Source organism: Cognataquiflexum aquatile, assembly GCF_003316845.1.
Classification (GTDB): domain Bacteria; phylum Bacteroidota; class Bacteroidia; order Cytophagales; family Cyclobacteriaceae; genus Cognataquiflexum; species Cognataquiflexum aquatile.
Window position 1 is genome coordinate 221,973 of record NZ_QMIK01000004.1, and the last position, 23,181, is coordinate 245,153.

Annotated in this window: 22 protein-coding genes; 13 read left to right on the forward strand and 9 right to left on the reverse strand. The window is 41.3% G+C overall.

What is annotated here, in order from left to right:
- Positions 1-77: 77 nt before the first annotated feature.
- The 5 genes from DQW11_RS12455 to DQW11_RS12475 all read left to right on the forward strand — a co-directional run bounded on the left by DQW11_RS12455 (position 78) and on the right by DQW11_RS12475 (position 5,653).
- Positions 78-695: an outer membrane beta-barrel protein gene (locus tag DQW11_RS12455; protein ID WP_113924407.1), complete on the forward strand. Its 618-nt coding sequence runs from the start codon at positions 78-80 to the stop codon at positions 693-695.
- 185 nt (positions 696-880) lie between these two features.
- Positions 881-3,136, forward strand: a complete 2,256-nt coding sequence (locus DQW11_RS12460) for a Tex family protein (RefSeq protein ID WP_113924408.1) — start codon at positions 881-883, stop codon at positions 3,134-3,136.
- Positions 3,137-3,348: 212 nt separating this feature from the next.
- Complete coding sequence (locus DQW11_RS12465; protein ID WP_113924409.1) at positions 3,349-4,473, forward strand: ATP-binding protein; 1,125 nt, start codon at positions 3,349-3,351, stop codon at positions 4,471-4,473.
- A 144-nt stretch (positions 4,474-4,617) separates the two neighbouring features.
- Positions 4,618-4,875 (forward strand): hypothetical protein, encoded by a 258-nt coding sequence (locus tag DQW11_RS12470; RefSeq protein WP_113924905.1) that lies wholly within the window; start codon positions 4,618-4,620, stop codon positions 4,873-4,875.
- A 10-nt stretch (positions 4,876-4,885) separates the two neighbouring features.
- Positions 4,886-5,653 carry an XRE family transcriptional regulator gene (locus tag DQW11_RS12475; RefSeq protein ID WP_113924410.1) on the forward strand — a complete coding sequence of 256 codons (768 nt, stop codon included), beginning with the start codon at positions 4,886-4,888 and terminating at the stop codon, positions 5,651-5,653.
- 61 nt (positions 5,654-5,714) lie between these two features.
- Here DQW11_RS12475 and rluF read toward each other — a convergent pair whose 3' ends face one another.
- Positions 5,715-6,449, reverse strand: a complete 735-nt coding sequence (rluF, locus tag DQW11_RS12480; protein WP_113924411.1) for a 23S rRNA pseudouridine(2604) synthase RluF — start codon at positions 6,447-6,449, stop codon at positions 5,715-5,717.
- Positions 6,450-6,495: 46 nt separating this feature from the next.
- Here rluF and ppsA point away from each other — a divergent pair, with 46 nt between their 5' ends.
- Together ppsA and DQW11_RS12490 are read left to right on the forward strand one after the other, a co-directional pair.
- On the forward strand, positions 6,496-8,976 hold the full coding sequence (gene ppsA, locus DQW11_RS12485) for a phosphoenolpyruvate synthase (protein WP_449396618.1): 2,481 nt from the start codon (positions 6,496-6,498) through the stop codon (positions 8,974-8,976).
- Positions 8,977-9,085: 109 nt separating this feature from the next.
- A complete protein-coding gene (locus DQW11_RS12490; protein WP_113924412.1) occupies positions 9,086-9,541 on the forward strand; it encodes a hypothetical protein in 456 nt (151 codons plus the stop codon).
- On the opposite strand, the gene DQW11_RS12495 is transcribed toward DQW11_RS12490, so the two are convergent.
- The 4 genes from DQW11_RS12495 to DQW11_RS12510 form a co-directional block, all read right to left on the reverse strand.
- Entirely contained in the window at positions 9,528-10,286 is a 759-nt protein-coding gene (locus tag DQW11_RS12495; protein WP_113924413.1) for a hypothetical protein, read from the reverse strand. The genes DQW11_RS12490 and DQW11_RS12495 overlap by 14 nt on opposite strands.
- Before the next feature lie 168 nt (positions 10,287-10,454).
- Entirely contained in the window at positions 10,455-11,657 is a 1,203-nt protein-coding gene (locus tag DQW11_RS12500; protein WP_113924414.1) for an ATP-grasp domain-containing protein, read from the reverse strand.
- Positions 11,658-11,688: 31 nt separating this feature from the next.
- Positions 11,689-12,111: a DUF2141 domain-containing protein gene (locus tag DQW11_RS12505; protein WP_113924415.1), complete on the reverse strand. Its 423-nt coding sequence runs from the start codon at positions 12,109-12,111 to the stop codon at positions 11,689-11,691.
- Positions 12,108-13,184: an AMP-binding protein gene (locus DQW11_RS12510; RefSeq protein ID WP_113924416.1), complete on the reverse strand. Its 1,077-nt coding sequence runs from the start codon at positions 13,182-13,184 to the stop codon at positions 12,108-12,110. Before DQW11_RS12510 ends, DQW11_RS12505 begins: the two co-directional genes overlap by 4 nt.
- Before the next feature lie 81 nt (positions 13,185-13,265).
- Between DQW11_RS12510 and DQW11_RS12515 the strand changes: the two genes are divergently transcribed.
- On the forward strand, positions 13,266-14,105 hold the full coding sequence (locus DQW11_RS12515; protein ID WP_113924417.1) for a 1,4-dihydroxy-2-naphthoyl-CoA synthase: 840 nt from the start codon (positions 13,266-13,268) through the stop codon (positions 14,103-14,105).
- Positions 14,105-14,947, forward strand: coding sequence for an alpha/beta hydrolase (locus DQW11_RS12520; RefSeq protein WP_113924418.1), 843 nt, complete (start codon positions 14,105-14,107; stop codon positions 14,945-14,947). Before DQW11_RS12515 ends, DQW11_RS12520 begins: the two co-directional genes overlap by 1 nt.
- A gap of 112 nt (positions 14,948-15,059) precedes the next feature.
- Here the strand turns inward: DQW11_RS12520 and DQW11_RS12525 are convergent, their stop codons facing one another.
- Both DQW11_RS12525 and DQW11_RS12530 read right to left on the reverse strand, forming a co-directional pair.
- On the reverse strand, positions 15,060-15,863 hold the full coding sequence (locus DQW11_RS12525; protein WP_113924907.1) for a universal stress protein: 804 nt from the start codon (positions 15,861-15,863) through the stop codon (positions 15,060-15,062).
- A 100-nt stretch (positions 15,864-15,963) separates the two neighbouring features.
- Entirely contained in the window at positions 15,964-16,569 is a 606-nt protein-coding gene (locus tag DQW11_RS12530) for a class I SAM-dependent methyltransferase (RefSeq protein ID WP_113924419.1), read from the reverse strand.
- A gap of 377 nt (positions 16,570-16,946) precedes the next feature.
- On the opposite strand from DQW11_RS12530, the gene DQW11_RS12535 reads away from it, so the two are divergent.
- The 3 genes from DQW11_RS12535 to DQW11_RS12545 all read left to right on the forward strand — a co-directional run bounded on the left by DQW11_RS12535 (position 16,947) and on the right by DQW11_RS12545 (position 18,487).
- Positions 16,947-17,843: a sterol desaturase family protein gene (locus DQW11_RS12535; protein ID WP_113924908.1), complete on the forward strand. Its 897-nt coding sequence runs from the start codon at positions 16,947-16,949 to the stop codon at positions 17,841-17,843.
- Positions 17,824-18,087, forward strand: coding sequence for a hypothetical protein (locus tag DQW11_RS12540; RefSeq protein ID WP_113924420.1), 264 nt, complete (start codon positions 17,824-17,826; stop codon positions 18,085-18,087). Before DQW11_RS12535 ends, DQW11_RS12540 begins: the two co-directional genes overlap by 20 nt.
- A gap of 64 nt (positions 18,088-18,151) precedes the next feature.
- Positions 18,152-18,487 (forward strand): rhodanese-like domain-containing protein, encoded by a 336-nt coding sequence (locus DQW11_RS12545; RefSeq protein WP_113924421.1) that lies wholly within the window; start codon positions 18,152-18,154, stop codon positions 18,485-18,487.
- 79 nt (positions 18,488-18,566) lie between these two features.
- On the opposite strand, the gene DQW11_RS12550 is transcribed toward DQW11_RS12545, so the two are convergent.
- Positions 18,567-20,159 carry a glucoamylase family protein gene (locus DQW11_RS12550; RefSeq protein ID WP_113924422.1) on the reverse strand — a complete coding sequence of 531 codons (1,593 nt, stop codon included), beginning with the start codon at positions 20,157-20,159 and terminating at the stop codon, positions 18,567-18,569.
- Positions 20,156-22,585, reverse strand: coding sequence for a penicillin acylase family protein (locus tag DQW11_RS12555; protein WP_113924423.1), 2,430 nt, complete (start codon positions 22,583-22,585; stop codon positions 20,156-20,158). Before DQW11_RS12555 ends, DQW11_RS12550 begins: the two co-directional genes overlap by 4 nt.
- 159 nt (positions 22,586-22,744) lie before the next feature.
- Between DQW11_RS12555 and DQW11_RS12565 the strand changes: the two genes are divergently transcribed.
- Positions 22,745-23,164, forward strand: coding sequence for a Dabb family protein (locus tag DQW11_RS12565; protein WP_113924425.1), 420 nt, complete (start codon positions 22,745-22,747; stop codon positions 23,162-23,164).
- Positions 23,165-23,181 lie beyond the last annotated feature (17 nt).

The window sequence follows — 23,181 nt, forward strand, 5'->3', positions numbered from 1 at the left end:
TTTCAATAGAAATTATTTTCAATTCAAAAAAATGCTAATATTTGATCATCAGATTAAATAAATACAAACCACAAATCATGAAAAAATTAATCTTACTCTCAGTTTTGGTCATCGTATCATTTCTGGAATTGAAAGCTCAAGGTGTGGAAATTACACCGATTACAGGTTACACTTTTCCTGCTTCTTATCGTATCACTTCAGGAAATGCGAGATTAGGAGATGGTCAGAATTGGGGAGGTAATCTAGGATTTTCCCTTAATGAACATGTGGAAATTGAGCTTTCTTACAGTTACATGGCAACGCGAGCTACAGCTTCCTCACCACTAATAAATAATAGAGTGGATGTAAGGACACAGGTTCATTATGCGATGATTGGTGCCAACAGGCTGTTTCCCACTTCTGATGCAATGACTTTTTTTGCAGGAATGAAATTGGGAACAGGAACTTTGGCATTTCCTGACCGTGAATTTAATAATATCACCAAATTTTCTTGGGGTTTTCAAGGCGGTATGAAGTATTTTGCATCGGACAGGATTGGTATCAGGTTGCAGGCAAACTTAATGATGCCTGTGGTAAGTGCAGGAGGAAGTCTTTGGTGGAGTCCGGGAGGAGGTACAGCTGTAGGTGTATCCACTTGGTCGCCGATCGTTCAGTTTGGTTTTACGGGCGGTATTATTTTCCGTTTGCAGCAATAAAGGGTTAATGATGTACAATTTAAACCTGCTTGGCAACAAGCAGGTTTTTTTATTGCCTAATGGAAAAACATTCTCCCAAAGGATCAAAAACTTAGAAAGATAGGGACCATAATTTATCCAATAGCCATAGGAGTATTTTTTAAAGCTTGCTACTTTGCGGGCTTATCTATCTAGATCAAAGCTTCATGTCATCAAATCATTCTATCAAAATTGCCGAGGAACTCGGGATCAAAGTCAAACAGGTAAACGACACCGTCGAATTGTTGGATGACGGAGCGACCGTTCCTTTTATTTCCCGATATAGAAAAGAAGTCACCGGAAGTCTGGACGAGGTGCAAGTGGCTGCCATTCGTGACAGGATCCAACAATTGCGGGAACTGGAAAAAAGGAAAGAGGCAATTTTAAAATCAATACAGGAGCAGGGAAAACTTACCCCAGAATTGGAGAAAAAAATCCTAACCGCAGAAACCATGTCGCTTTTGGAGGATTTGTATCTGCCTTACAAACCCAAAAGAAGAACCAAAGCCACAATCGCCAGGGAAAAAGGATTGGAACCATTGGCATCCAGGATTTTTGAGCAACTTTCCATAGACCTTGAGTTTGAAGCTTCCTCTTTTATTGATACAGAAAAGGAGGTCAATTCTATCGAAGAAGCACTTCAGGGAGCAAGAGATATCATTGCCGAATGGGTAAATGAAAATGTGGAGCTGAGAAAGAAGATGCGTGACTTATTTATTAAAGAGGGTCAATTCGTATCCAAAGTCATTCCCGGCAAGGAAGAGGAAGCAATCAAATACAAGGATTATTTCGAATGGTCCGAGCCAGTCAAATCTGCGCCTTCCCATAGGGTCTTGGCAATGAGAAGGGGAGAAAAAGAGCTTTTCCTGATGTTGGACACCTGTCCTGATGAAATTTCAGCTATAGCATTGATGGAAAAGGAGATTATTCAAAATGCTGCAAACTCCTCAGTCGAGCAAGTGAAATTTGCCATCAAGGATTGCTACAAAAGATTATTGAAGCCATCGATGGAAACAGAAGTAAGGCTTTTCACCAAAAAGAAAGCCGATGAGGAGGCGATCAAAGTTTTTGCAGACAACTTGAGGCAATTGCTCTTGGCAGCACCTTTGGGAGAAAAATCCGTTTTGGCCCTTGATCCTGGATTCAGAACAGGCTGTAAAACCGTCTGCTTGGGTCCGCAGAGTCAGTTGCTGAGTTATGATGCGATTTACCCCAATGAGCCACAAAAGAGAACCGCTGAAGCCGGTGCGACAATCAGGCGTTTGGTGGAAAAGCACCAAGTGGAAGCCATCGCCATCGGAAACGGTACCGCAAGCCGCGAGACTGAAGCTTTTGTCAAATCATTGGGTTTGCCAAAAAATGTCATCGTCACCATGGTCAATGAAAGCGGCGCTTCCATTTATTCCGCTTCCGATGTGGCAAGGGAAGAATTTCCGGACCACGATCTTACTATCCGAGGAGCCGTTTCTATCGGTCGCAGGCTGATGGATCCTTTGGCAGAACTGGTGAAAATCGACCCGAAGTCAATCGGTGTCGGCCAATACCAACATGATGTAGATCAGGGAGCGTTGAAGAATTCATTGGATGATACTGTAATGAGTTGTGTCAATGGCGTAGGGGTGGAGGTCAATACTGCTTCTAAGCAATTGCTGACTTATGTCTCGGGTCTTGGTCCTGTTTTGGCACAGAACATTGTAAGCTTCAGGGAGGAAAACGGTCCCTTCAAAAGCAGAAGTGAAATCCGGAAAGTTCCTAGGTTGGGCGAAAAGGCATTTGAACAGGCAGCAGGATTTCTGAGAATCCGAAACGCCAAAAATCCATTGGATGCTTCAGCCGTCCACCCCGAACGCTATGAGTTGGTAGAGAAAATGGCAAAAGACATCGGTGCCAAAGTCGCTGACTTGATGACCTCAGGGGAACTCAGGTCAAAAATCATTTTGAAGAATTACATTTCTGAGACAGTTGGTTTGCCGACCTTACAGGATATCATGGCTGAACTTTCCAAACCGGGAAGAGATCCAAGGGAAAGTTTTGAGGTATTCAATTTTCAGGATGGTGTCAACGAAATGAAAGACCTGAAAGTCGGTATGAAACTTCCGGGTATCATTACCAATATCACCAAGTTTGGCGCTTTTGTAGATATCGGGGTTCATCAGGATGGTTTGGTGCATTTGAGTCATTTGGCAGATAAGTTCGTGACTGATTCTGCTGCTGTCGTCTCCGTCAACCAAAAAGTACAGGTCACTGTCATGGAAGTGGACATTGCGAGGAAGCGGATAGCATTGAGTATGAAATCGGATCCATTTGCTGCCAAGGGAAGCTTCACCCCAAAAGAAAAACCTGAAGAAAAGAAAAAGAAAGAAGCCGAAGTAGAAGGTGACTTGGCTGCGAAGTTGGCGTTGCTGAAGGGGAGGTTTAGGTAGAATTGAAAGATTGGAAAATTGAAAGATTTCAAAATTGAAAAATGGGCTTCCGACAGCAGAAGCTTTTTTTGCCTTATTCCTTCAAATCCATAAAAGTAGCTACTTCTGTGGATCGTATTCCATAAAAGTAGCTGCTTTTATGGATCGTATTCCATAAAAGTTGCTATATTTGGAATAACAAAGATTGTCCACTGCATAAAATCCTGGGAATAATGGATATTGGAAGGTTACAAAAACATTGGATTGGAGAAAAGCTTCATAAAGGGAAAGTCATAATCGTCATTGGTCCAAGACAGGTTGGAAAAACTACCTTGATCAATGAATTATTGAAATCTGAGAGCTTTTTATTTTTGGACGGGGATGACCCGACCGTTCGAGAACTTCTTAATTCTCCAAACACGGAGCAATTAAGGAGTATTTTGGGAGGTTATTCCTTGGTTTTTATAGATGAGGCCCAAAGAATCAAAGACATTGGGATTACTCTAAAATTAATTCATGATAGGTTTAAAGATGTGCAGTTATTGGTAAGTGGCTCCTCATCTTTTGAGCTTTCCGGGTTGACACAAGAACCTCTCACAGGGAGAAAATGGACATTTTTTTTATTTCCGATTAGTTGGGAAGAGTGGGAAAAGCAGGTAGGATATTTGAGGGCTGAGCAAAGTATTGAGGAAAGATTGGTATTTGGTATGTATCCAGAAATCCTGACAAACGTGCCTGATCAAAAGGAGTTGCTTTTGGAACTTTCAGAAAGCTACTTATATAAAGATATTTTTTCCTTGGGACTTATCAAGAAACCTGATGCTATCCATAGACTGCTGCAAGCCTTGGCCTACCAAGTTGGAAATGAAGTTTCATTCAATGAATTGAGTAATCTTTTGAAAATCGATGTCAAAACCGTTATCAGTTATATAGAATTATTGGAGCAGGCTTTTGTGGTTTTCAGATTAGGGACCTTCAGCAGAAACCTACGCAATGAAATAAAAACAAATAAAAAGATATATTTCTATGATAATGGGGTTAGAAATGCCTTGATAAACAATTTCCAACCTGTTTCACTGAGAAATGATATCGGTGCACTATGGGAAAATTTTCTGATAAGTGAACGGGTAAAATTTTTGGAATACCATAAAGTGAACAGGGATATATTTTTCTGGAGAACTAAATTTCAACAGGAGATTGATTTTGTAGAAACATTTGACGGAAAAGTGCTTGGATTTGAATTTAAATGGAATCCGAAACAAAAAGTGAATTTTCCTGCTTCATTTATAGAATCATATCAGGCAGAGACTAAAGTCATCCATAGGGACAATTTTAGGGAATTTGTGATGGGGAATTAAAACCCCCTTCAATTTTCCAATCCCAGATTTTTCATTCTTCCAATTACTCCGACAGTATATGTCGAATAAAGGTAATTTTTATAAACATATATATGTTATTTAAAATAACATTTTTATATTAGCTCCTGTTAAAACGCTATGGACATGGAAGCTATCGACAAAATCAGTGTAACTCAAAAAGAACTTCCTTCGGGAAATTGTCAGGTGAAGTTTTTTATCGAAGATGAGAGGAAGCCCCAATACGGTTACCTTTTGGTCAACGAACCCAAGCCGGTAGGGGAGATCATCGCCGAAATCCAGGAGCGGTTGGAGAGAAGAAGGATGGCAACCTCGGGTTTGAATCCATTCTCGGTAATGCACCAACAAAAAGAGGATAACAATTTTTACTTGTATTCAGCTTAAAAGAATTCATATGATACTCGCCAAGAATCTTAGATTTCTCAGGACAGAAAAGGGATTGACCCAAACTGACCTCGCCGAAAAGCTTGGTGTGCAGCGCACCATGATTTCAGCTTATGAAGACGGAAGATCCGAACCAAAGCTTTCAGCCTTGGATATTATTGCGGAACTGTTTGCGGTGAGTATAGATGAATTGCTCCACCACGATATCCAACAGTTTGGAAGAAAGGCATCGAAAAACAAAGAAATCAAAATCCTGACAATTGCTGCCGATGAAAGCGACCGCGAGAACATCACGATGGTGGGACAAAAGGCATCTGCCGGATATCTGAATGGTTTTGCTGATCCGGAGTACATGGAATCTTTGCCGCAGTTTCATATTCCGACCCTCTCGAGAAGTGCGACTTACCGGGCCTTTGAACTCAGCGGAGACAGCATGCTTCCCTTGGTCGCCGGCACCGTGATTATCGGTTCTTATATCGAGCAATTGAGAGATATCAAAAGCGGCAAAACATACGTTCTTGTCACCTCTTCTGAGGGGGTGGTTTACAAAAGGGTGTTCAATTACCTCGAAGAAAACGGTAAATTATTTTTGGTTTCTGACAATGAACATTACAAACCTTATGAAGTCAAAGCGGAAGATGTCGTCGAAATATGGGAAGCGAAGGCATTTATCAGTACGGACTTCCCCAATCCAAAAGACAAAGCCAAGCCGGTAAGCCTGGATGATATTTCCCAGATGATCCTGGATTTGAAGTCTGAAATTATTCGATTGAGATAGGGGTTTTATTTAAATCAAATATGGTCAATCCTGCCAATACAATTGGTTCAAACATAAAGTACTAGTCTTCATAGGTTTTTGAAGAATCCGCAATTAATCTGTTCACTTCAGCCATTTCTTTTTTGCTCAGGTCGCGCCATTTGCCGATTTGCTGATCGAGGATGATGTTCATGATGCGGATGCGCTTGAGTTTGGTGATTTTGTAGCCAAGGTAATCGCACATTCTCCTGATCTGCCTGTTGAGTCCTTGGGTCAAAACAATATTGAATTTGTAAGTATTGATCTGCCGAACTTCACATTTATTGGTGATGGTGTCCAAGATCGGAATCCCATTCGCCATTTTATGGATAAAAGTTTTGGTGATAGGTTTGTCCACCGTCACCACATATTCCTTTTCATGGTTGTTTTTAGCCCGCAGGATTTTATTCACAATATCACCGTCGCTGGTAAGCAGGATGAGTCCTTCACTTTCCTTGTCAAGCCTACCAATCGGAAAAATCCGCTTTGGATGGTTGATAAAATCGATGATGTTGTTTTTTTCGGCCTTTAGATCCGTCGTACAGACGATACCGATTGGTTTGTTGAATGCAATGTAAACATGTTCTTCCTCCGGTTCGGAAATCAGCTTCCCATCTACCCTGATTTGGTCTCCGGGATTGATTTTGGTTCCCATTTCAGGAACATTGCCATTGATCGTTACCCTTCCCGCATCAATGAGTTTGTCTGCTTCCCTTCTGGAGCAAAACCCCACTTCGCTGAGGTATTTATTGATCCGTGTGCCACTGGATTCGGTCATTTGAGCTTTGATTTGAGTCTGCAAAGAACAGGCATTTAGAATAAAAATGAAAGTCAGAACCTTAAGTGATTTCTGTCATATTATTTTTTGGAGATTCAAAGTAAATTATCCTCATCAATACACCAACTTAAACAACCTGACCATGAGGTATGCCATTCCTTTTAAAGATATCCGAAACAAAGATATTGCAATAGTAGGAGGTAAAAATGCCTCATTGGGAGAGATGATCCATGAATTGGGTCCGCTTGGTATCAGGATTCCGGATGGCTTTGCGACGACAGCAGAGGCCTTTAGGCTATTCTTAAAAGACAACAACCTGATCGATTCTTTGAACAAGGAATTGAAAAAGCTTGATACCAAATCCTTGGATAATTTACCCGAGATAGGAAAAGCCTGTAGGAAACTGATGCTTTCAGGAAAGATTCCGGATGCAGTGAAGCAAGATGTTCTTTCTGCTTTTAAAGAATTGAACAATGGTCAAGGGTTTTCTTTTGCCGTCCGAAGTTCGGCTACGGCCGAGGATTTGCCGACGGCGAGTTTTGCCGGGCAACATAGCAGTTTTTTGAATGTGGCTGGTGAAGAAAAAATACTTGAGGCAATTCATGGTTGCTATGTATCCCTTTTCAATGACCGAGCTATCAAATACAGGATTGACAATGGATTTGACCATATGCAGGTGGCCTTATCCGCCGGTGTACAGCGAATGGTCAGATCGGATATCAGCAGTGCCGGCGTTGCTTTCACCATTGACCCGGAGTCAGGATTCGCAAATGTGATTTACATCACCTCAGCTTGGGGATTGGGTGAAAACATTGTTCAGGGCGCGGTCAATCCCGATGAATTTTATGCTTTTAAACCTTCTATAGAAAAAGGTAAAAAAGCCCTTTTTACCAGGAGATTAGGGGCAAAAGAAAACAAGATGGTCTATGCTGTCGGTACAGAAAGGCCTATCGTCAATGTCAAAACCAGCCCGATGGAGCAAATCATTTTTTCTCTTTCCGATGAGGAAGTAGAGTCATTGGCCGAATGGTGTTTCCAAATTGAAAAACATTATAAGCTTCCCATGGATATCGAATGGGCAAAAGACGGTTTGACAGGAGAGATGTTTATTGTGCAGGCCCGGCCCGAAACCATCCATGGAAAGGATCAAAAAATCACTACCAAAGAATACAAGTTGCTTTCCAAAGCTGACCCGATCACGAAGGGAAAGGCAGTAGGAAGGTCCATTGCAAGCGGACCGGTTTGTATCATCCATTCTGTCAAGGATGTGGGTAAGGTAAAGGATGGCGACGTCATCGTGGCCGACATTACCAATCCGGATTGGAATGCCATGCTTAGAAAGGCAATTTGTATCGTGACCAATAAAGGAGGGCGAACAAGCCATGCATCCATTGTGGCAAGGGAACTTGGAATCCATGCCGTGGTAGGTACAGGAGACGCAACCCAAAAACTGAAAGATGGGCAAATGATTACTGTTTCCTGCATTGAAGGAGATGAGGGAATGGTATATGATGGGAAGTTGGAATGGTCAGAAAAAATCATTGACCTTCAGAAAGTGCCGCCGACTAAAACCAAGCCGATGTTTATTTTAGCCGACCCTTCCAAGGCTTTTCGGTTCTCGTTTTATCCCAATGAGGGAGTTGGATTGCTAAGAATGGAATTTATCATCAGCAATGAAATCAGGATTCACCCCATGGCTTTGGCCGATTTTGATAAGCTTCATGATTCCAATGACAAAAAATCCATTGCCGCCATCACGCAACAATATCCCGATAAAAAGAAATATTTTATTGAGAAATTATCCGAATCAGTTGCGATGGTGGCTGCGGCTTTCTATCCAAAAGATGTCATCGTCAGAATGAGTGATTTCAAATCAAATGAATATGCGCAGCTGATAGGTGGAAAGGTTTTTGAACCGGAAGAAGAAAATCCCATGATCGGATTCCGTGGAGCGTCCAGGTATTATAATGAGCGGTACAAAGCTGGTTTTGGATTGGAATGTGAGGCGATGCGTGTCATCAGGGAAGATATGGGTTTCACCAATGTCAAGCTGATGGTTCCGTTTTGCAGGACTGTGGAGGAAGGAAAAAAAGTCTTGGAGACAATGAGAGAATTTGGATTGGAAAGAGGCAAGAATGGATTGGAAGTCTATGTCATGGCCGAGATTCCAAGTAATGTCATCCTTGCCAAAGAGTTTGCGGAGATTTTCGATGGATTTTCTATCGGTTCAAACGACCTTACCCAACTGACTCTTGGGATTGACCGGGATTCAGAAATAGTTTCTGACATTTTTGACGAGAACAATGAGGCCGTCAAAAGCATGTTATCTATGGTAATCCAATCAGCCAAAAAAGCCAAAGTCAAAATCGGTCTTTGTGGGCAGGCGCCGAGTGATTACCCGGAATTTGCCGGTTTTTTGGTGGACGAAGGTATTGACAGCATTTCTTTCAATCCTGATGCGCTTTTGAAAGGAATAGAAAACATTGCACTTGCAGAATCAAAAAAACACACGAAAATCAAAAATTAAGAGCTTCAATTTAAAGGAACATTGGCCCGAAAACAGTAACTTAATTTCGGGAATTAAAATAAATTTAAAACCGAGCAATGAACATTTATATCAATAAAACCCAAATAATATGAACAGCAATTCATTCAAACAAGTAGGCGTGTGGATAGACCACTCTAAAGCACATTTTGTTGGATTCAATGATGGGAACACCGTTTTGATCGAGACAATTGAATCCCCTTTTGAAAGCATGAAGCGGGAAGTTGGGGAAGGAAGTGACAAAACAAGGTTCTCCTCCTCAAATCTCCATTCCTCCAACAATGAACACCGAAAGCATAATATTTCCCAAAAGGAACTCAATGAATATTACAAAATGATGGAAACCAAACTTCATTCTTTTGATGATATTCTTCTGTTTGGTCCGGGTGTAGCCAAAGAACAAATGCGGAATCGCCTGCGCGAAAACAAATCTTTTGATGGAAAATGGCTATCTGTACAGACGAGTGATAAGCTTACCGATAACCAACTCTTGGCCTTTGTGAGGGATTTTTACATCAATGCCAATCCTGATTTCAAATCAGTCTGAGAAAACCTTGCTTAATTTTACTTACTGCATCAAAGGAGTCGTCAATATTGAAGACTCCTTTTTGCATATCATGCCAATACCCATCGCCGCACTCGATAAAATGACCTTTTTGGGTTGGCTTTGACTCGGTTGCGATTCCATAATCATAGTCAGGTAAAAAAATGAAGGAAAGCAATTCTTTGGTTTGGTCCCAATCGGCTTCTTTGGTTTTTCCGTTCACAGTTGCCTCAATTTTTCTGATCGAAAATTTCACTGTCAAACTGATTTCGTTTACTTTTTCGTTTTCTCTGATCAGATAATGAAGAGTGAGAGGTGCTTCTTTTTTTGAGATTTCGTATATGGCCTGAATATAATCCTGAGAAAAAAACTGCCAATCTTCTTGGTTAAATGGTACCGTCCGTACAATCTGACCGTGAGAATCTTTTGCAAGGAGTTTGATGCCACCTTCTTCGTCCAGCTTTTTATTGGACCATTTTGACTTGGCGTAAAGTTCCCTCAACGGTTTTTCCCACACTTTTGGAATTTCCCCCTGAAAATGATAATCATCATCCATGGTAAAACCCTCATTGAGAATTTCATCCTCAGAAATCTCTTCGCGGTCTGTATACACCAAATCCAACTGGGTTTCTAGAAAATTCTTTCCAAAACCGATTTTTAACTTGAATATATGACTGTATGGCGGTGGCATTACGCCTGAATCATATTCAATTTCGATTCTTGTCAGGTCTTCTGTTCTAAGATGCATGCTGTTTGGATTCAAATGAAGGATATTCTTAGTCAAAATTAAGGGATTCTTTTGATTTTGAGTGTTTCGGTAAGAACCTCATGGGAATGGTGAAAGGTTCAATCGCAATTTCACCTCGTTTCAAACTTCATTTAACAAAGGTGATTCCACCGCTTTTTACCAAAATGGTCACATCAATATTGCTTTATTTTCAAAACCGGATTTGAGTTGGATATATTTTTTGAGATCTGAATGGAGAATTTCTGTCAACTCAGATTCATTTTCCTCAGAAGTTTCGGTAAATAAAAACCCGAAAACTCCAAACCTGTCCAAGTCGATTTTTCTGAGGTGCAGCGGGTTTTCAAAATCTGAGAGGAGCGCATCATAATCAAATCCTGCGATTTCTTGAGGCTCAAATCCGGTCGTATTGTCCAAAAGGATTAAACTGTATTTTTTCCCTTTTCTGGTTTTGAATATAGATTCCCAATCCGGCTTTTTGGAATAAAAGAAATGTTCATACGAATTGATTCCATAAGCAAACCATGACAGGTCTCCCGTCGTGCACCATCCTCCAAATCTCATTGGATTGACTTCAATGGGAAAAAATTTTCCCTCGTCGTCTATCCGAATTTCAATATGCAAAGGGAAATTTCTGAGTTTTACTTTTGACCCAATAACACCGAGAAAGTCCAAAATAGGACTTTGAAGTTTTTGGATGATATCGGGAGAACTTGAATAAACCCGGTCGCTGACGTCGTTTTCTGAGGTGAAAACATGGTTCAGGATGTTTAGAATCACGGGATTACCTTCCCCATCAAAATAACAATCAAAAGCATATTCCTCGCCCCTGATGTATTGTTCGATGATAAATTCGGTATTGTCGATGACCTCCTTGGGGTAGAGAGATTGGGTTCTGATGATGTCTTGTTCAATCTTTGCCACTGTGCCTGTCCACGCTTCGGGGCTGTCCACTTTGTATACTGCAATGCTGAAAAAACCCACTGCAGGTTTGATGATAAACGGAAATTTGAATCCGGAAACATCCATACTCCTCAGATTTTCCGCTGCCACAGCTTCGAAAAAGTAATCAGGATAGGCCGTTTTTATAAGGTTCCTAAACTTATACTTATTTTTGAAAAGGTCTATGATTTCGGGAAGATCCGTTCCTTGGGTATTTTGTTGGATCCAACTGATGCTGTTTTCCGAATTGGTATAAATAGGAGTGTGGGGATTATCCTTGAGAATGCGGGCCGCATCTTCCTCAGCCATCCAATTGATGGCTTTGTTGCCTCCAATTTGCTTTGCTTCTTTTGTGGCGATCACCGGGAATTTATTTTCAATAATCGTCTGTAGCAGAAAATCTGATACATAAGGGTAATCAAGCAGGATCATTTTGAAAGGGTTTATTGACGCAAAGGTAATTTCATCTCAGTTTGATGCTGACATTATTTTTACCGGCGGTTACTTTAAAGGCAGCTTTTTCAAATGAAGGCGGACCAAAAGTACCCATCGAATTGTTTGAAAAACCATATCCATCCCTTGGGATTCCAAATGAATTGGTTCTCAATTTGCCTGTGTTCTGACTGTCATGAAATACCGAAAGGGCATAAGTCCCTTCTGGAACAGCTCCAAAATCTATCACTGCCTTTCCATCTTTGATCTTGACTGAAGCACTTTTGAAGGCTTTAGCTTCATCATCAGGAAAGCCTGCCTCACCTTTGAAAAGCAATACCCTGACTAATCCCTGGTCGTTTTTGACGCGGGTGACCTGAAGGGAAAGTGTTGTCGGATTTTGATTGACAAGGAATAATGCGGACATGGTCAAAAATAGAATTAGCAGTTTCATTTTGTGGATTTAATGGTTTCTGATTTATTGATTTTGCCGGAAGGGGTTTTAACAAATTCCTTAACGAAGATGACTTCTTTTGGGATTTGGTATTTGTGGACCAAGTCGGAAATGGAATACAGCAATTTTCCTGCCTTTTCATTATCTGTCTGGTTGGATCCGATGACCAAGACCAATTTTTGACCCAACTTCTCGTCATCCAGTCCGAAAAGAAAAAACGCTACCTTTCCATAATAGGCTTCAATAGTAGGAGCAATTTGGGACTCCAAGATTTCCGGTTGGATTTTGAACCCGCCGGAATTGATGGTGAAATCTGATCTCCCGATCCACAAGAAATGCTTCTCATCCACGATATCTACCAAGTCATTGGTCTGCAACCTTTTTTCTTTTGCCATTGGCGCTTCTATCCAAAGCCTTTTGTCCAGATCTACACCAATGGTTACCCCGGGAAGTGTTTCATAAACCAACTCAGTTCCTGCTATTTTGGCCAAAGCAATATGGGAAACGGTCTCTGTCATCCCGTAAGTCTGGAAAGAAGAAATCTTTTCCTTCGAAAGAAATTCAAGAAGTGATATAGGAGAAGGTGCTCCGCCGATCAGAAGAGTTTTGATTTTTCTCAGTTTTTGGAGGGAGGGGTTTTGAGAAAGGCATGCAGCCACCTGTATCGGGACCATGGCCACAAAGTCAAACGCGCCATCCACCCATTCTTCTTCGAGAGGATTTTCTTTTGGCTTTGTCAATATCAGGTTCGCATCCCACATCATTGCCCTCACCAACATCATTTTGCCAGCTATCATTTGGGTATTGAGGCAGCATAGCAAGCGGGGATTTTTTGCAATCCCGAAGAATTTTCCGGTAGCTGTTGCTGAAATCTCCATTTGTCTCCTGTCTACAGCAATGGTCTTTGGGATTCCGGTCGAACCGGAGGTTTGGAGCAAAAAGGAATCCTGCCCGTGCAGCCAACTTTGGCAAAAGTGAAGTGATTCATTAAAATAAGCATCCGCTTCCTCCCAATTGCCTTGTTGGATTTGGTCAAAAGTGTACGCATTTTTTTCAAGAATGATTTTTCCCATTGTAAAGCATTGCCTTTTCAAAAATCAACAAAATTCCTTTAAGGCTGTTATCTTGCGTAAAATAATTAAACCAAAAATAGCATGGAGATCAATTGGAAAACCGCTAAGGAATACGAAGACATAACCTATAAAAAATGTGATGGCGTGGCAAGAATTGCTTTTAACAGGCCTGAGGTAAGGAACGCTTTCCGTCCAAAAACCACCAAAGAACTTTATGATGCTTTTTATGACGCCCAAGAGGATACATCAATAGGAGTAATTTTGCTTTCTGCAGAGGGACCTTCACCAAAAGACGGCATTTATTCATTTTGCTCTGGTGGTGACCAAAGGGCTCGTGGTCAGCAAGGGTATGTCGGAGAGGATGGCTACCACCGATTGAATATTCTGGAAGTTCAGCGTTTGATCCGGTTTATGCCAAAAGTCGTCATAGCCGTTGTTCCCGGTTGGGCGGTAGGAGGAGGACATAGCCTGCATGTGGTCTGTGACCTGACTTTGGCGAGTAAAGAACATGCCATTTTTAAGCAGACCGATGCGGATGTGACGAGTTTTGATGGTGGATATGGTTCGGCGTACCTTGCCAAAATGGTGGGACAGAAGAAAGCCCGCGAGATATTTTTCCTCGGCAGAAACTATTCTGCACAGGATGCCTATGAAATGGGAATGGTCAATGCCGTGATTCCACATGCCGAATTGGAGGCTACCGCCTATGAATGGGCACAGGAAATATTAGCCAAATCCCCAACATCCATCAAAATGTTGAAGTTTGCGATGAACCTGACGGATGACGGTATGGTCGGGCAGCAGGTTTTTGCAGGGGAAGCCACGAGGTTGGCCTACGGCACAGAGGAAGCAAAAGAGGGAAGAAATGCCTTTTTGGAAAAGAGAAAACCGAATTTCAAAGACATCAAATGGATCCCTTAATGAAACATCTGGAGACAAGTTATACGACTCATGATGGCTTGAAGCTTTACCTTCAGGCTTGGATGCCGGAATTACCAAAAGCAGCTGTTCTGATAGTTCATGGTTTGGGTGAGCATTCTTCCAGGTATGCCCATTTGGCCAAAAAGCTTGTGGATAAAGATATTGCGGTCTTTACCTTCGATGGGAGGGGACATGGCAAATCCTGTCTTCCTAAGCCGGATGCCTACTTTTCCGATCATGAGGATTACCTCAAAGACATCGATGCTTTATTCGGAAAAGTAAAAACTTACGTGCCCAATGTCCCTGCATTTATTTTTGGACACAGTATGGGTGGCGGATTGGTTGCCGCCTATGTGTTGAAATACCAGCCAAATGCAAAAGGGATTGTCCTAAGTGCCGCAGCTTTGAAGCCTGCAGATGATGTCTCCAAATTACTTATTGCAGCTTCTTCAGTGGTGAGTAAAATAGCTCCAAGATTAAAGGTATTGAAATTGGATAGCAGCAAAGTTTCGCACGATCCTGCAGAAGTAAGAAAATATGATGAAGATCCTTTGAATTACCATGAAGCGATTCCTGCCAGGACAGGCTACGAATTGCTCAGGATGATGAGGGAAATAGAACAAAAAGCCAGTCAATTCAAACTTCCGGTACTTTTGCTTCACGGGACCGGTGATATGCTTACCAATCCAAAAGGATCAGAGGAGTTTTTTGGGAAAATTTCATCCCATGATAAATCCTTTAACAAATATCCAGGCCTTTTCCATGAACTGGTCAATGAATATGAAAAGGAGGAAATCATGGGAGATATTGTCAAGTGGATTGAGGAGAGGGTGGATGCTTAAATCTTGGATAAAGATTATTGGTTAATACGGTAAGAAGAAAAAGGTAAGAGGTGGAAACCGATTACCTCTTACCTTTAACCACTTACCTTTTACCTCTAATCTTTCCCCTTTTTCACTTGATCACCAAAAGTGGCACGTGGGTATGGTAAGCCATCTCCAGACTCGTGCTTCTGTTGAATAGGTATTCAAAAAATGATTTGTTTTTGTAAAACATAACCAAAATAGATCCCGGATTTTTTTTGAGATAAGATTCTATACCGGAGTTGACATCAGAAGATTCTTCTACAACAAAGCTGATTTTCTCATTTTTATACTTTTCCTTAAGCACATCCTCGAGCCCTATCAATCCAATTTCCTTCTCAAAACTATCTTCGGTTTTGACATGAAAAAATTCATAAGGTAGGCTCATGTGGCCGGTTAGTTTAAACAATAAATTGAAGAATTTTTCCTCCTCCTTATCCAGTTCAAGGCCTATGGAGAATTTAGTCCAGTTCTCCCATTTTGAATTTTGGGGAACTGCCAGAACCGGAACTTTACTTTCTTTGATGACATGTCCCGTGTTTGAACCCATTAGGGCTTTTTTTATACCTCCTGCACCTTGTGTTCCCATGATGATCAAGTCAAATTCCTCTCTGTATGCGAGTGCTGTTACTGCTGAAGCTATGGCACCTTGGACAATCCTGAATTCAGTTTCAATTCCAAGCGCTGTAACTTCTTTCGCAGATTTTTTTAGAGCTTTTCTCGCATCTGATTCTATTTGATTGACGATTTCTGTGGCTTGGGCTGCGAAATCATACACGGCATAAAAGGCAAACATCAACGTTATAGAAGCCTTTTCCTTTAAGGCGATTTTTGTTGCAAAATCCAATGCATTGTTTGCATTGTCTGAAAAGTCGGTGGGAACAAGAATTTTCATGGCCATGTCAGGTTAGGGTTTAGCTATTGTTAGCTTTATGGGCTTTTATTTGGTCTCAATTTAAGAGAATTTAAAAAACAAAAAGCTGATATTCATCAGTTTATAGTTTGATTTTTTCCCCAACCAATCTGATAACATGTGCCTCACCGACGTGACCGACGCCTTCATTCAGTTGGATTATCCCGTCAAATTCGATTTCCCATTTTAGGTTTTTAAAAATTGATTTTAAACTTGAAAGTTCATAAAGCATATCAAGATTTTTTGGACCTCCTGATTGGTATTGGAGCTGCTTTTTACCAAAACCTTCAATAATCATTTTGCCTCCCGCTTTCAAGGCTTTCTCAAATTTGGAATAAACTTCAGCCAATATTTCTTTTGGCAGGTGAAAATACACCAAAGCAACCACATCAAAAGATTCCGGTTCGGGTATATACACCAAAGCATCACATTCATGGTATTCGATCCGAAGTCCTAATTTTTCGGCTTTTTGTAAACAATGTTTTTTGGCGGTTTCACTTTGGTCAATGGCTGTCACCTGCCAACCCATAGAAGCAGCATAAAGGGCATTCCTGCCTTCTCCCTCTCCCGGAAAAAGGATTTTGCCGGCTGGCGTCGAATCGATATATGATTTTACAAACTCATTAGGATGCTCTCCATATAAATTAGGAGTTTGAGAAAACTTTTCATTCCAGAAAATATTGTCCATTTATAGTTTTTGCTCAAATAACTCCAAATATTTTCATGAGTTCTGAAATTAAAGGTACTTTTTCAGATTAAAATCATGAATAAATGTAACATTCGTCACATTTTTATGTGGTTGTTGTGATTACTTTTGAATTGTAATAATAAGACAGTTAATATTTCAGACCCAGAGTTTAGGGTTTTTGAGAACTGGTCTTAGCTATTTCCGAATAAGTTAATTGGAATTCTAAGTTGGTCAAAAAAAAGTAAGCTTGGGAAAAAGGTGAAAATCCCTCCAAGCCGAAAACAAAGATAATTAGTTGTGGTTTATGGGAGTATCGAAAGAGGGCAATCATGTGGATTGTCCTTTTTCTTTTAAATGAAAAAAGCTAGAATATGGAATTGGAGAAATACATCAAAATCATCGGGGATTCCTACTATGGTTATTGGAATTACCTCATCAGCGAAATGTTTTACCCTTCCTGGCACAATTACTTTTGGTGGTTATTGGGACTATCGGTTGGGGTTTGGTTATTGGAGATTTTTCGCCCTTGGAGGGAAAACCAGTCAGTCTTCAGAAAGGATTTTTGGCTGGACGGATTTTATATGTTTTTCAACTATTTCCTATTTTCCCTGATCGCCTACAATGCCATTTCCAATGTTGCGGTAGAAGCATTCAATGACTTCTTGGGATTATTCGGGATTGAAAATATGGTGGCCTTACATATTGAAACCTGGCCAAGATGGTCCCAATTTTTGCTGTTATTCTTGGTTGCGGATTTTATTCAATGGAATGTCCACAGGGTATTGCATAGGGTTCCGATCCTTTGGGAGTTCCATAAAGTCCATCACTCTGTGGAAGAAATGGGTTTTGCGGCACATTTGAGATTCCATTGGATGGAAACCATCCTTTACAAATCTGCCCAGTATATCCCTTTGGCAATGATTGGCTTTGGTCTGGAAGACTTCTTTATCGTGCATATCTTCACCACGGCCATCGGTCATCTCAACCATGCCAACCTGAGAATCACCTATGGTCCGCTGAAATATATTCTAAATAATCCCATCATGCATTTATGGCATCATGTGAAAGTTTTGCCAAAAGACAGGCCTTACGGAGTCAATTACGGCATCACCCTCAGTGTTTGGGATTACCTTTTTGGTACCAATTATATTCCCCATGAAGGCAGAGATGAACCATTGGGTTTTGAAGGAATGGAAGAATTTCCCAAGACTTTCTTCCAACAGATCACTTACCCTTTTATAAAGAAAAAGCAACATGAAAGCAACCCTCAATAACTGGCGCTTTGTCATTATCCTCAGCCTGACTTTAGGTTTGGCCCCTTTTGTCCCTGAGCCACATATATGGGGAAAGATCAAATGGATAGCTGGTGGAGCCAAAGGGATGGCTGCTTTGGATTGGTTTGATTTTGTTTACCATGCCATTCCTTGGGCATTGTTGATCAGACTCTCCATCCTCCAACTGACCGGTAAGCTCTCAAAACCTTTAGAGAATCAAACAGAAGCAAAAAATCCTATGTGATTTTGGTTACGGTTTGGAAGTATTTCTGATCATAACTTTGTAATCATAATAAAACGAAAAAAACATGTTTGATTTCTTTAGAACTAAACCAAAAAAATATACAGACCTATTTTGTGAAGATTTCCAAAAAGGTATGACTGCCAAAGATGCTGTGATTCTTGATGTGAGGACTGCAGGGGAGTTTCACTCCGGAAAATTGAAAGGAGCTAGGAACATTGACATGATGAGTCCAAACTTTATGTCCCAAATCCAAAACCTTCCCAAGGATAAAAAGTATTATATCTACTGCCGAAGTGGAAACAGGAGCGGACAGGCTTGCGAAATCATGAGTGAAATGGGATTTGAATACACTTATAATATGGCCGGCGGAATTATCAGATGGCCTTACGAAATCGTTTAAAATATTGATTGGGTTGAATGGTGTTAAAGTCCATCGGCAGGCAACTGACCGATGGATTTTTTATTATTCCTAGGGTCTATCACTGCCCCTCCAATCCATTTTTGTTGACTGAAAATCCGAGTTTTTCCAAGCCTGTGGAGATTTCTGGAGCCTGCATGAACAGCTTCCAACCCAAGCCTGTGCGGTAATTTTCGATCAGGCCCACAATTGGTCCCTGGTCAATTGCGAGATATCTTTTTGGGAAAAATTCATGTTCCGGACTCATGGCATCATAGAAACCATATTTTCCAAAAACCTTGTCACCGTAGTTGAAATACAGGTTTTTCAACACTTTCATAGATTCTTCATAGGAGTAAGGAATGGAAGAAAGTGCCGCAGTCGGAGAAATAACCCCTGTATCATTTCCCGGATGGTGGGCATTATAGCCATTGATAGAGTAGGAGGCAGTCAATCCCCAAAGATCTTCTCCATATCCTTTAAAGTTTCCTGGATTTGCTATACACCAAGCTCGATTGATCAGGGTTTGGTTTTGGTTTTCCTGCCAATAATCGGCATACTCATCATTCAATCCCCTTGGATCCAAGCCCATGTAAGAGTAATGGGCCCAAAACAATGGACCTCCCATTTTTTCGGCATAATTGTGTCTGAGCTGTAAAGGAAATCCGAATGCTTCCACCGGGTTTTTGATACTTCCGGACCGTGCCCATCCTTTATGGTAGGCGGCAGAGTCAATGGTAAAAGTTGGTGAAGCTGCCGCCAGGACATAGGTAATCAGACATTCATTGTATCCTTCCAAGGGGAAATTCATTTCCCATCCAAAGTTGGGGGACCAATGCCAATACAATTTGTTTTCCCCGTTTTTGGTATGAAAATTCCACTGCATTTCTTCCCAAAGTTTGTTGATTCTTTGGGATAATGCCTTTTCATCGTTGTTCCCGTTTCGGTAATATTCCCTTACCGCTAGGAGTCCCTGCACCAGGAATGCGGATTCTACCAAGTCTGCACCATCGTCTTTTGGAGAAAAAGGTTTGGTTTTGCCTGTTTGGCCATCCATCCAATGTGCCCATATACCGTGGTATCGGTCAGCTTTTTCCAAGAAAGTGACCATTTTTTCAAAGTGTGCTAGTCCCTGTTCTTTGCTTATCCAACCTCTTTCAATTCCTGCTATCAATCCAAAAATCCCAAATCCTGTTCCACCTGTGGTGACAATATGGGCATCATTTTCAGGGTATTCGCCATCGATATGAATCCTTTCAGGCGCCATGCCGGAAGTAGGTTCTGCACCATAATAAAAATACCTAAAGGTGTAAAATTGAACCATGTCCAATAATTCTTCCTCATTCATTTCACGGGTTTGGGTGGTTATCTGTGCGACTTCCTTCTTCCCTTTGTTGGTGACTGCTTCGATTTTATAGTCTATTGGCTTTCTTCCATCTTCCTTATTCATCCAAAAATCCATCAGCAACGTGTCCGAAGTTTCGGCTCTTTGGGCAAATTCGCCTCCATCCAAACTGGCAAAAATCAAATAAGAATTTGCTCCCTCAATTTTTGGCCATTGGAGCTCAATGTGGCTGTCATAAGGAAACACCTGGATTTCAACCTCTTTTTGTTTGCATGAATAGAAACCTGATAAGGCAAGCAGGCAGCTGATAAAAATATGTCGGATTTTCATGGGTTCATTGGTTTTAAGTAGATTCGCTCGATTGCGTTTTTTTTGACTCTATCGTATCCGAAGGGTATATTGACAAACTCGTCCGCCGCCCAAATAGGAAATAGATTTCTATAAAATGGACTATTGGGATTGCCTGATTGACCGGGAGTATTGATGCCAATGGTCTTTTCCCAATCACCGGTATCGACTACAATCCTGAATGAAGCACCTGAAGTATTGTTGTCCCCATAGGCATTTGCACTGGGTGTAAAACTGTAACCACCTCTCGCCACCGGACCTGCATCCAATTTTTTCTTCCAGGCATCCGACAAGGCAGGGCTCAAAGGATGTGTGATGTAGGCATGTTTGTAGGAAGTCTGACCGTATTGCCAGTTGTTGCTGTTTTTTCCAAGTTTTGACTCGAGTTCTTGAATAGCCAACTCAAAGCAATTTACGAGAAACTTATCCCTTTCCATAGCGGGATTATTGGAAAATAAACCTTCTGGATGCTCTATCCAAGTTATCACACGGGTCATTTGTATGCTGCCGACCAAACCCAAAACCTCTTTGGGAACTGAGATTTCCTTTATTCTTTCTCTGATTTTTCTTTCCCACATGACATAAATTCCTGCTGGAATAGAGTTCTTTCCCAGCTTGAAATCCCAATCCAAAAGCAAATCCCTCAATTTTCCGGCTTCATTTTTCTCAAAAACAAGATCCTTTAAGTAGGGGACCAAAGTTCTTGCAGGAAGCGACAGATAGTCATTTTGAAGCTTTCCCATTTCTTCCACTGAAAAATTGGATCCTTCTCCGAGAACTTCCCTGACCCGGTCACCGCGATACGAGTCAGACCATTCATAACCTAGGGCATTTTTGTGTGGATAGTCCGCCGGAGTTACGTTTTCATTGGCGGTGGCTATAAAACCATTTTCAGGGTTATAATCATGTGGTCTCTCAGAAATGGGCAAGTAGTCGTCCCATTCCTTACTTCCATCTCCCAAAGTTGCTACCAAACCCGAAAAACCATTTCTGATGGGTGAGATTCCTGTTGCCTGCCAACCGATGTTCCCTTCCCTGTCTGCCCAAATCATGTTTTCAGCCGGAATGTGGTTGTAAGTACAGGCATCTCTGAACTCTTCCCAAGTTGTCGATTGGTTCATTCTCAAGCTAGCCAAATAGGGTGCGCCGCCCTTTTCAAGCCATGCACACTGTACTGCAACTGCTTTTTTCAGATCCTGATCTACGAATGTCACCGGACCATGGATGGTATAGAAATGTTTCACAACAGCATCGGATTTTCCTTTTACCTTGATAGTATCCGAAATCACTTCCATTTCATGCCATTTTCCTTTATGGAAATATAGGTGCGGATTTTCGGGATGAATGTCATAGATGCGCATGTCCTCGTTATCTGTTTCGAAAATCGTCAAACCCCAAGCTCCAAATTGGCTGTGACCTATCGATACTCCGGGAATCACAGGTTCTCCGGCGCCAACCACATCCCAACCCGGTGCATGGAGGTGAACCATATACCTAAGCGAAGGAACTGCGATCAGTCTATGGGGGTCATTTGCCATGATAGGATAACCACTTTCAGTTAATTTGCCACTGACTACCCAATTGTTGCTACCGATGGAAAATTTCTCAGTCTCGAGGGTTTCCTGAATTTCGGTTTCATAATCCAGTAATTGGGTAAGGAATTTTTCGGGATTGTTTCGGGCTTCCGGGATGATGTATTCAGGATAATAGGTCATGCTTTTCCGAAAAGCATTATAGGGAGCAAGAATATCCTTGAACAGCAACGCTGTCGGGATAGACTTGTCAAGAACCAAAATGGGTTCATTAGGGTGGAAATAGTGGATTCCTTTCGTTTTTTCGGCTCCGATGAGACTTACAATCCGGCTAAAATTCAATTCATCTTTGACGTTTTCTAGCAGTCCTTGATGGCGGGAAATGACTACTTCCCAAGTCCAAAATTCAGGTAAGATGCCCAAAAGCTTGAATTCTATTGGAAGGTTTTCCGGCGATTGGAGGGCTTCTGAAATGTAGGTGTTGACTCCTTCCACAAATGAATCAATGATCAATTCACCCCGCGGATGATAATGGGCCAATTCGGATTTTTTATCTCCTCGAAATTTGAAAAGTCTTACCCCTTTATCCCGATCCAATTCTTTTTCCCCGAAGATTTCTGCCGAGGTTCCCGTGGCCTGCCTCCTCCAGATTTCAAACTGGAATAAGCGGTCCTTGGCAGCCATGTAGCCTTGGGTAAAAAAAAGGTCCTGTTCGTTTTTGGCAAAAATATGGTTGATCCCGCTGCTGTCCCGAAATACTTCGACTTCCCCGTGCAGATTTTTTATGCTGAGTTGCTGTGAAAAAGAATTTTGGTTTATTACTAAGAAGAGGAGAAGTATAAATAAGATGTTTGGTTGTTTTTGGAGTTTTCTCATTGTTCTTAATTTCTGGCTGACAACAATAAATGGTCAGGGAGGTTTAATGTCCTTTTTAAGTTCTGAAAATATTTTGAATCCAATAAGAAAATTGGATAAACGGTCGAAACCATTCATCTTTATTTTTCAAATTGCTACCATAACCAAAAACCTTCAACCATGAGAAACTTAATGATTTTGGCTTTTTCGCTGCTGCTGTTTGCAGCTTGCCAAGCTCCCCAAAAAGAGGAAAAAATTATTGAAAAAGTAATCGAAAAAGAAATAGTGACTATGGACAAAGCACTGCGACATGTTGTTTTATTTAAGTTCAAAGATGGTACTGCCGAAGCGGACATTCAGAAAGTGGTAGATGCCTTCACCGCACTTCCATCAAAGATTGATGTCATCAAGTCAATCGAATGGGGAACCAATAACAGTCCTGAAGGATTGGATCAAGGCTTTACGCATTGCTTTTTTCTAACCTTTGCCTCTGAAGCAGACAGAGACATTTACCTTCCACATCCTGACCATAAGGCTTTTGGTGCAGTATTGGGGCCACATTTTGACAAAGTATTGGTGGTGGATTATTGGACTAAATAATCAAAATGTAGAAAAAA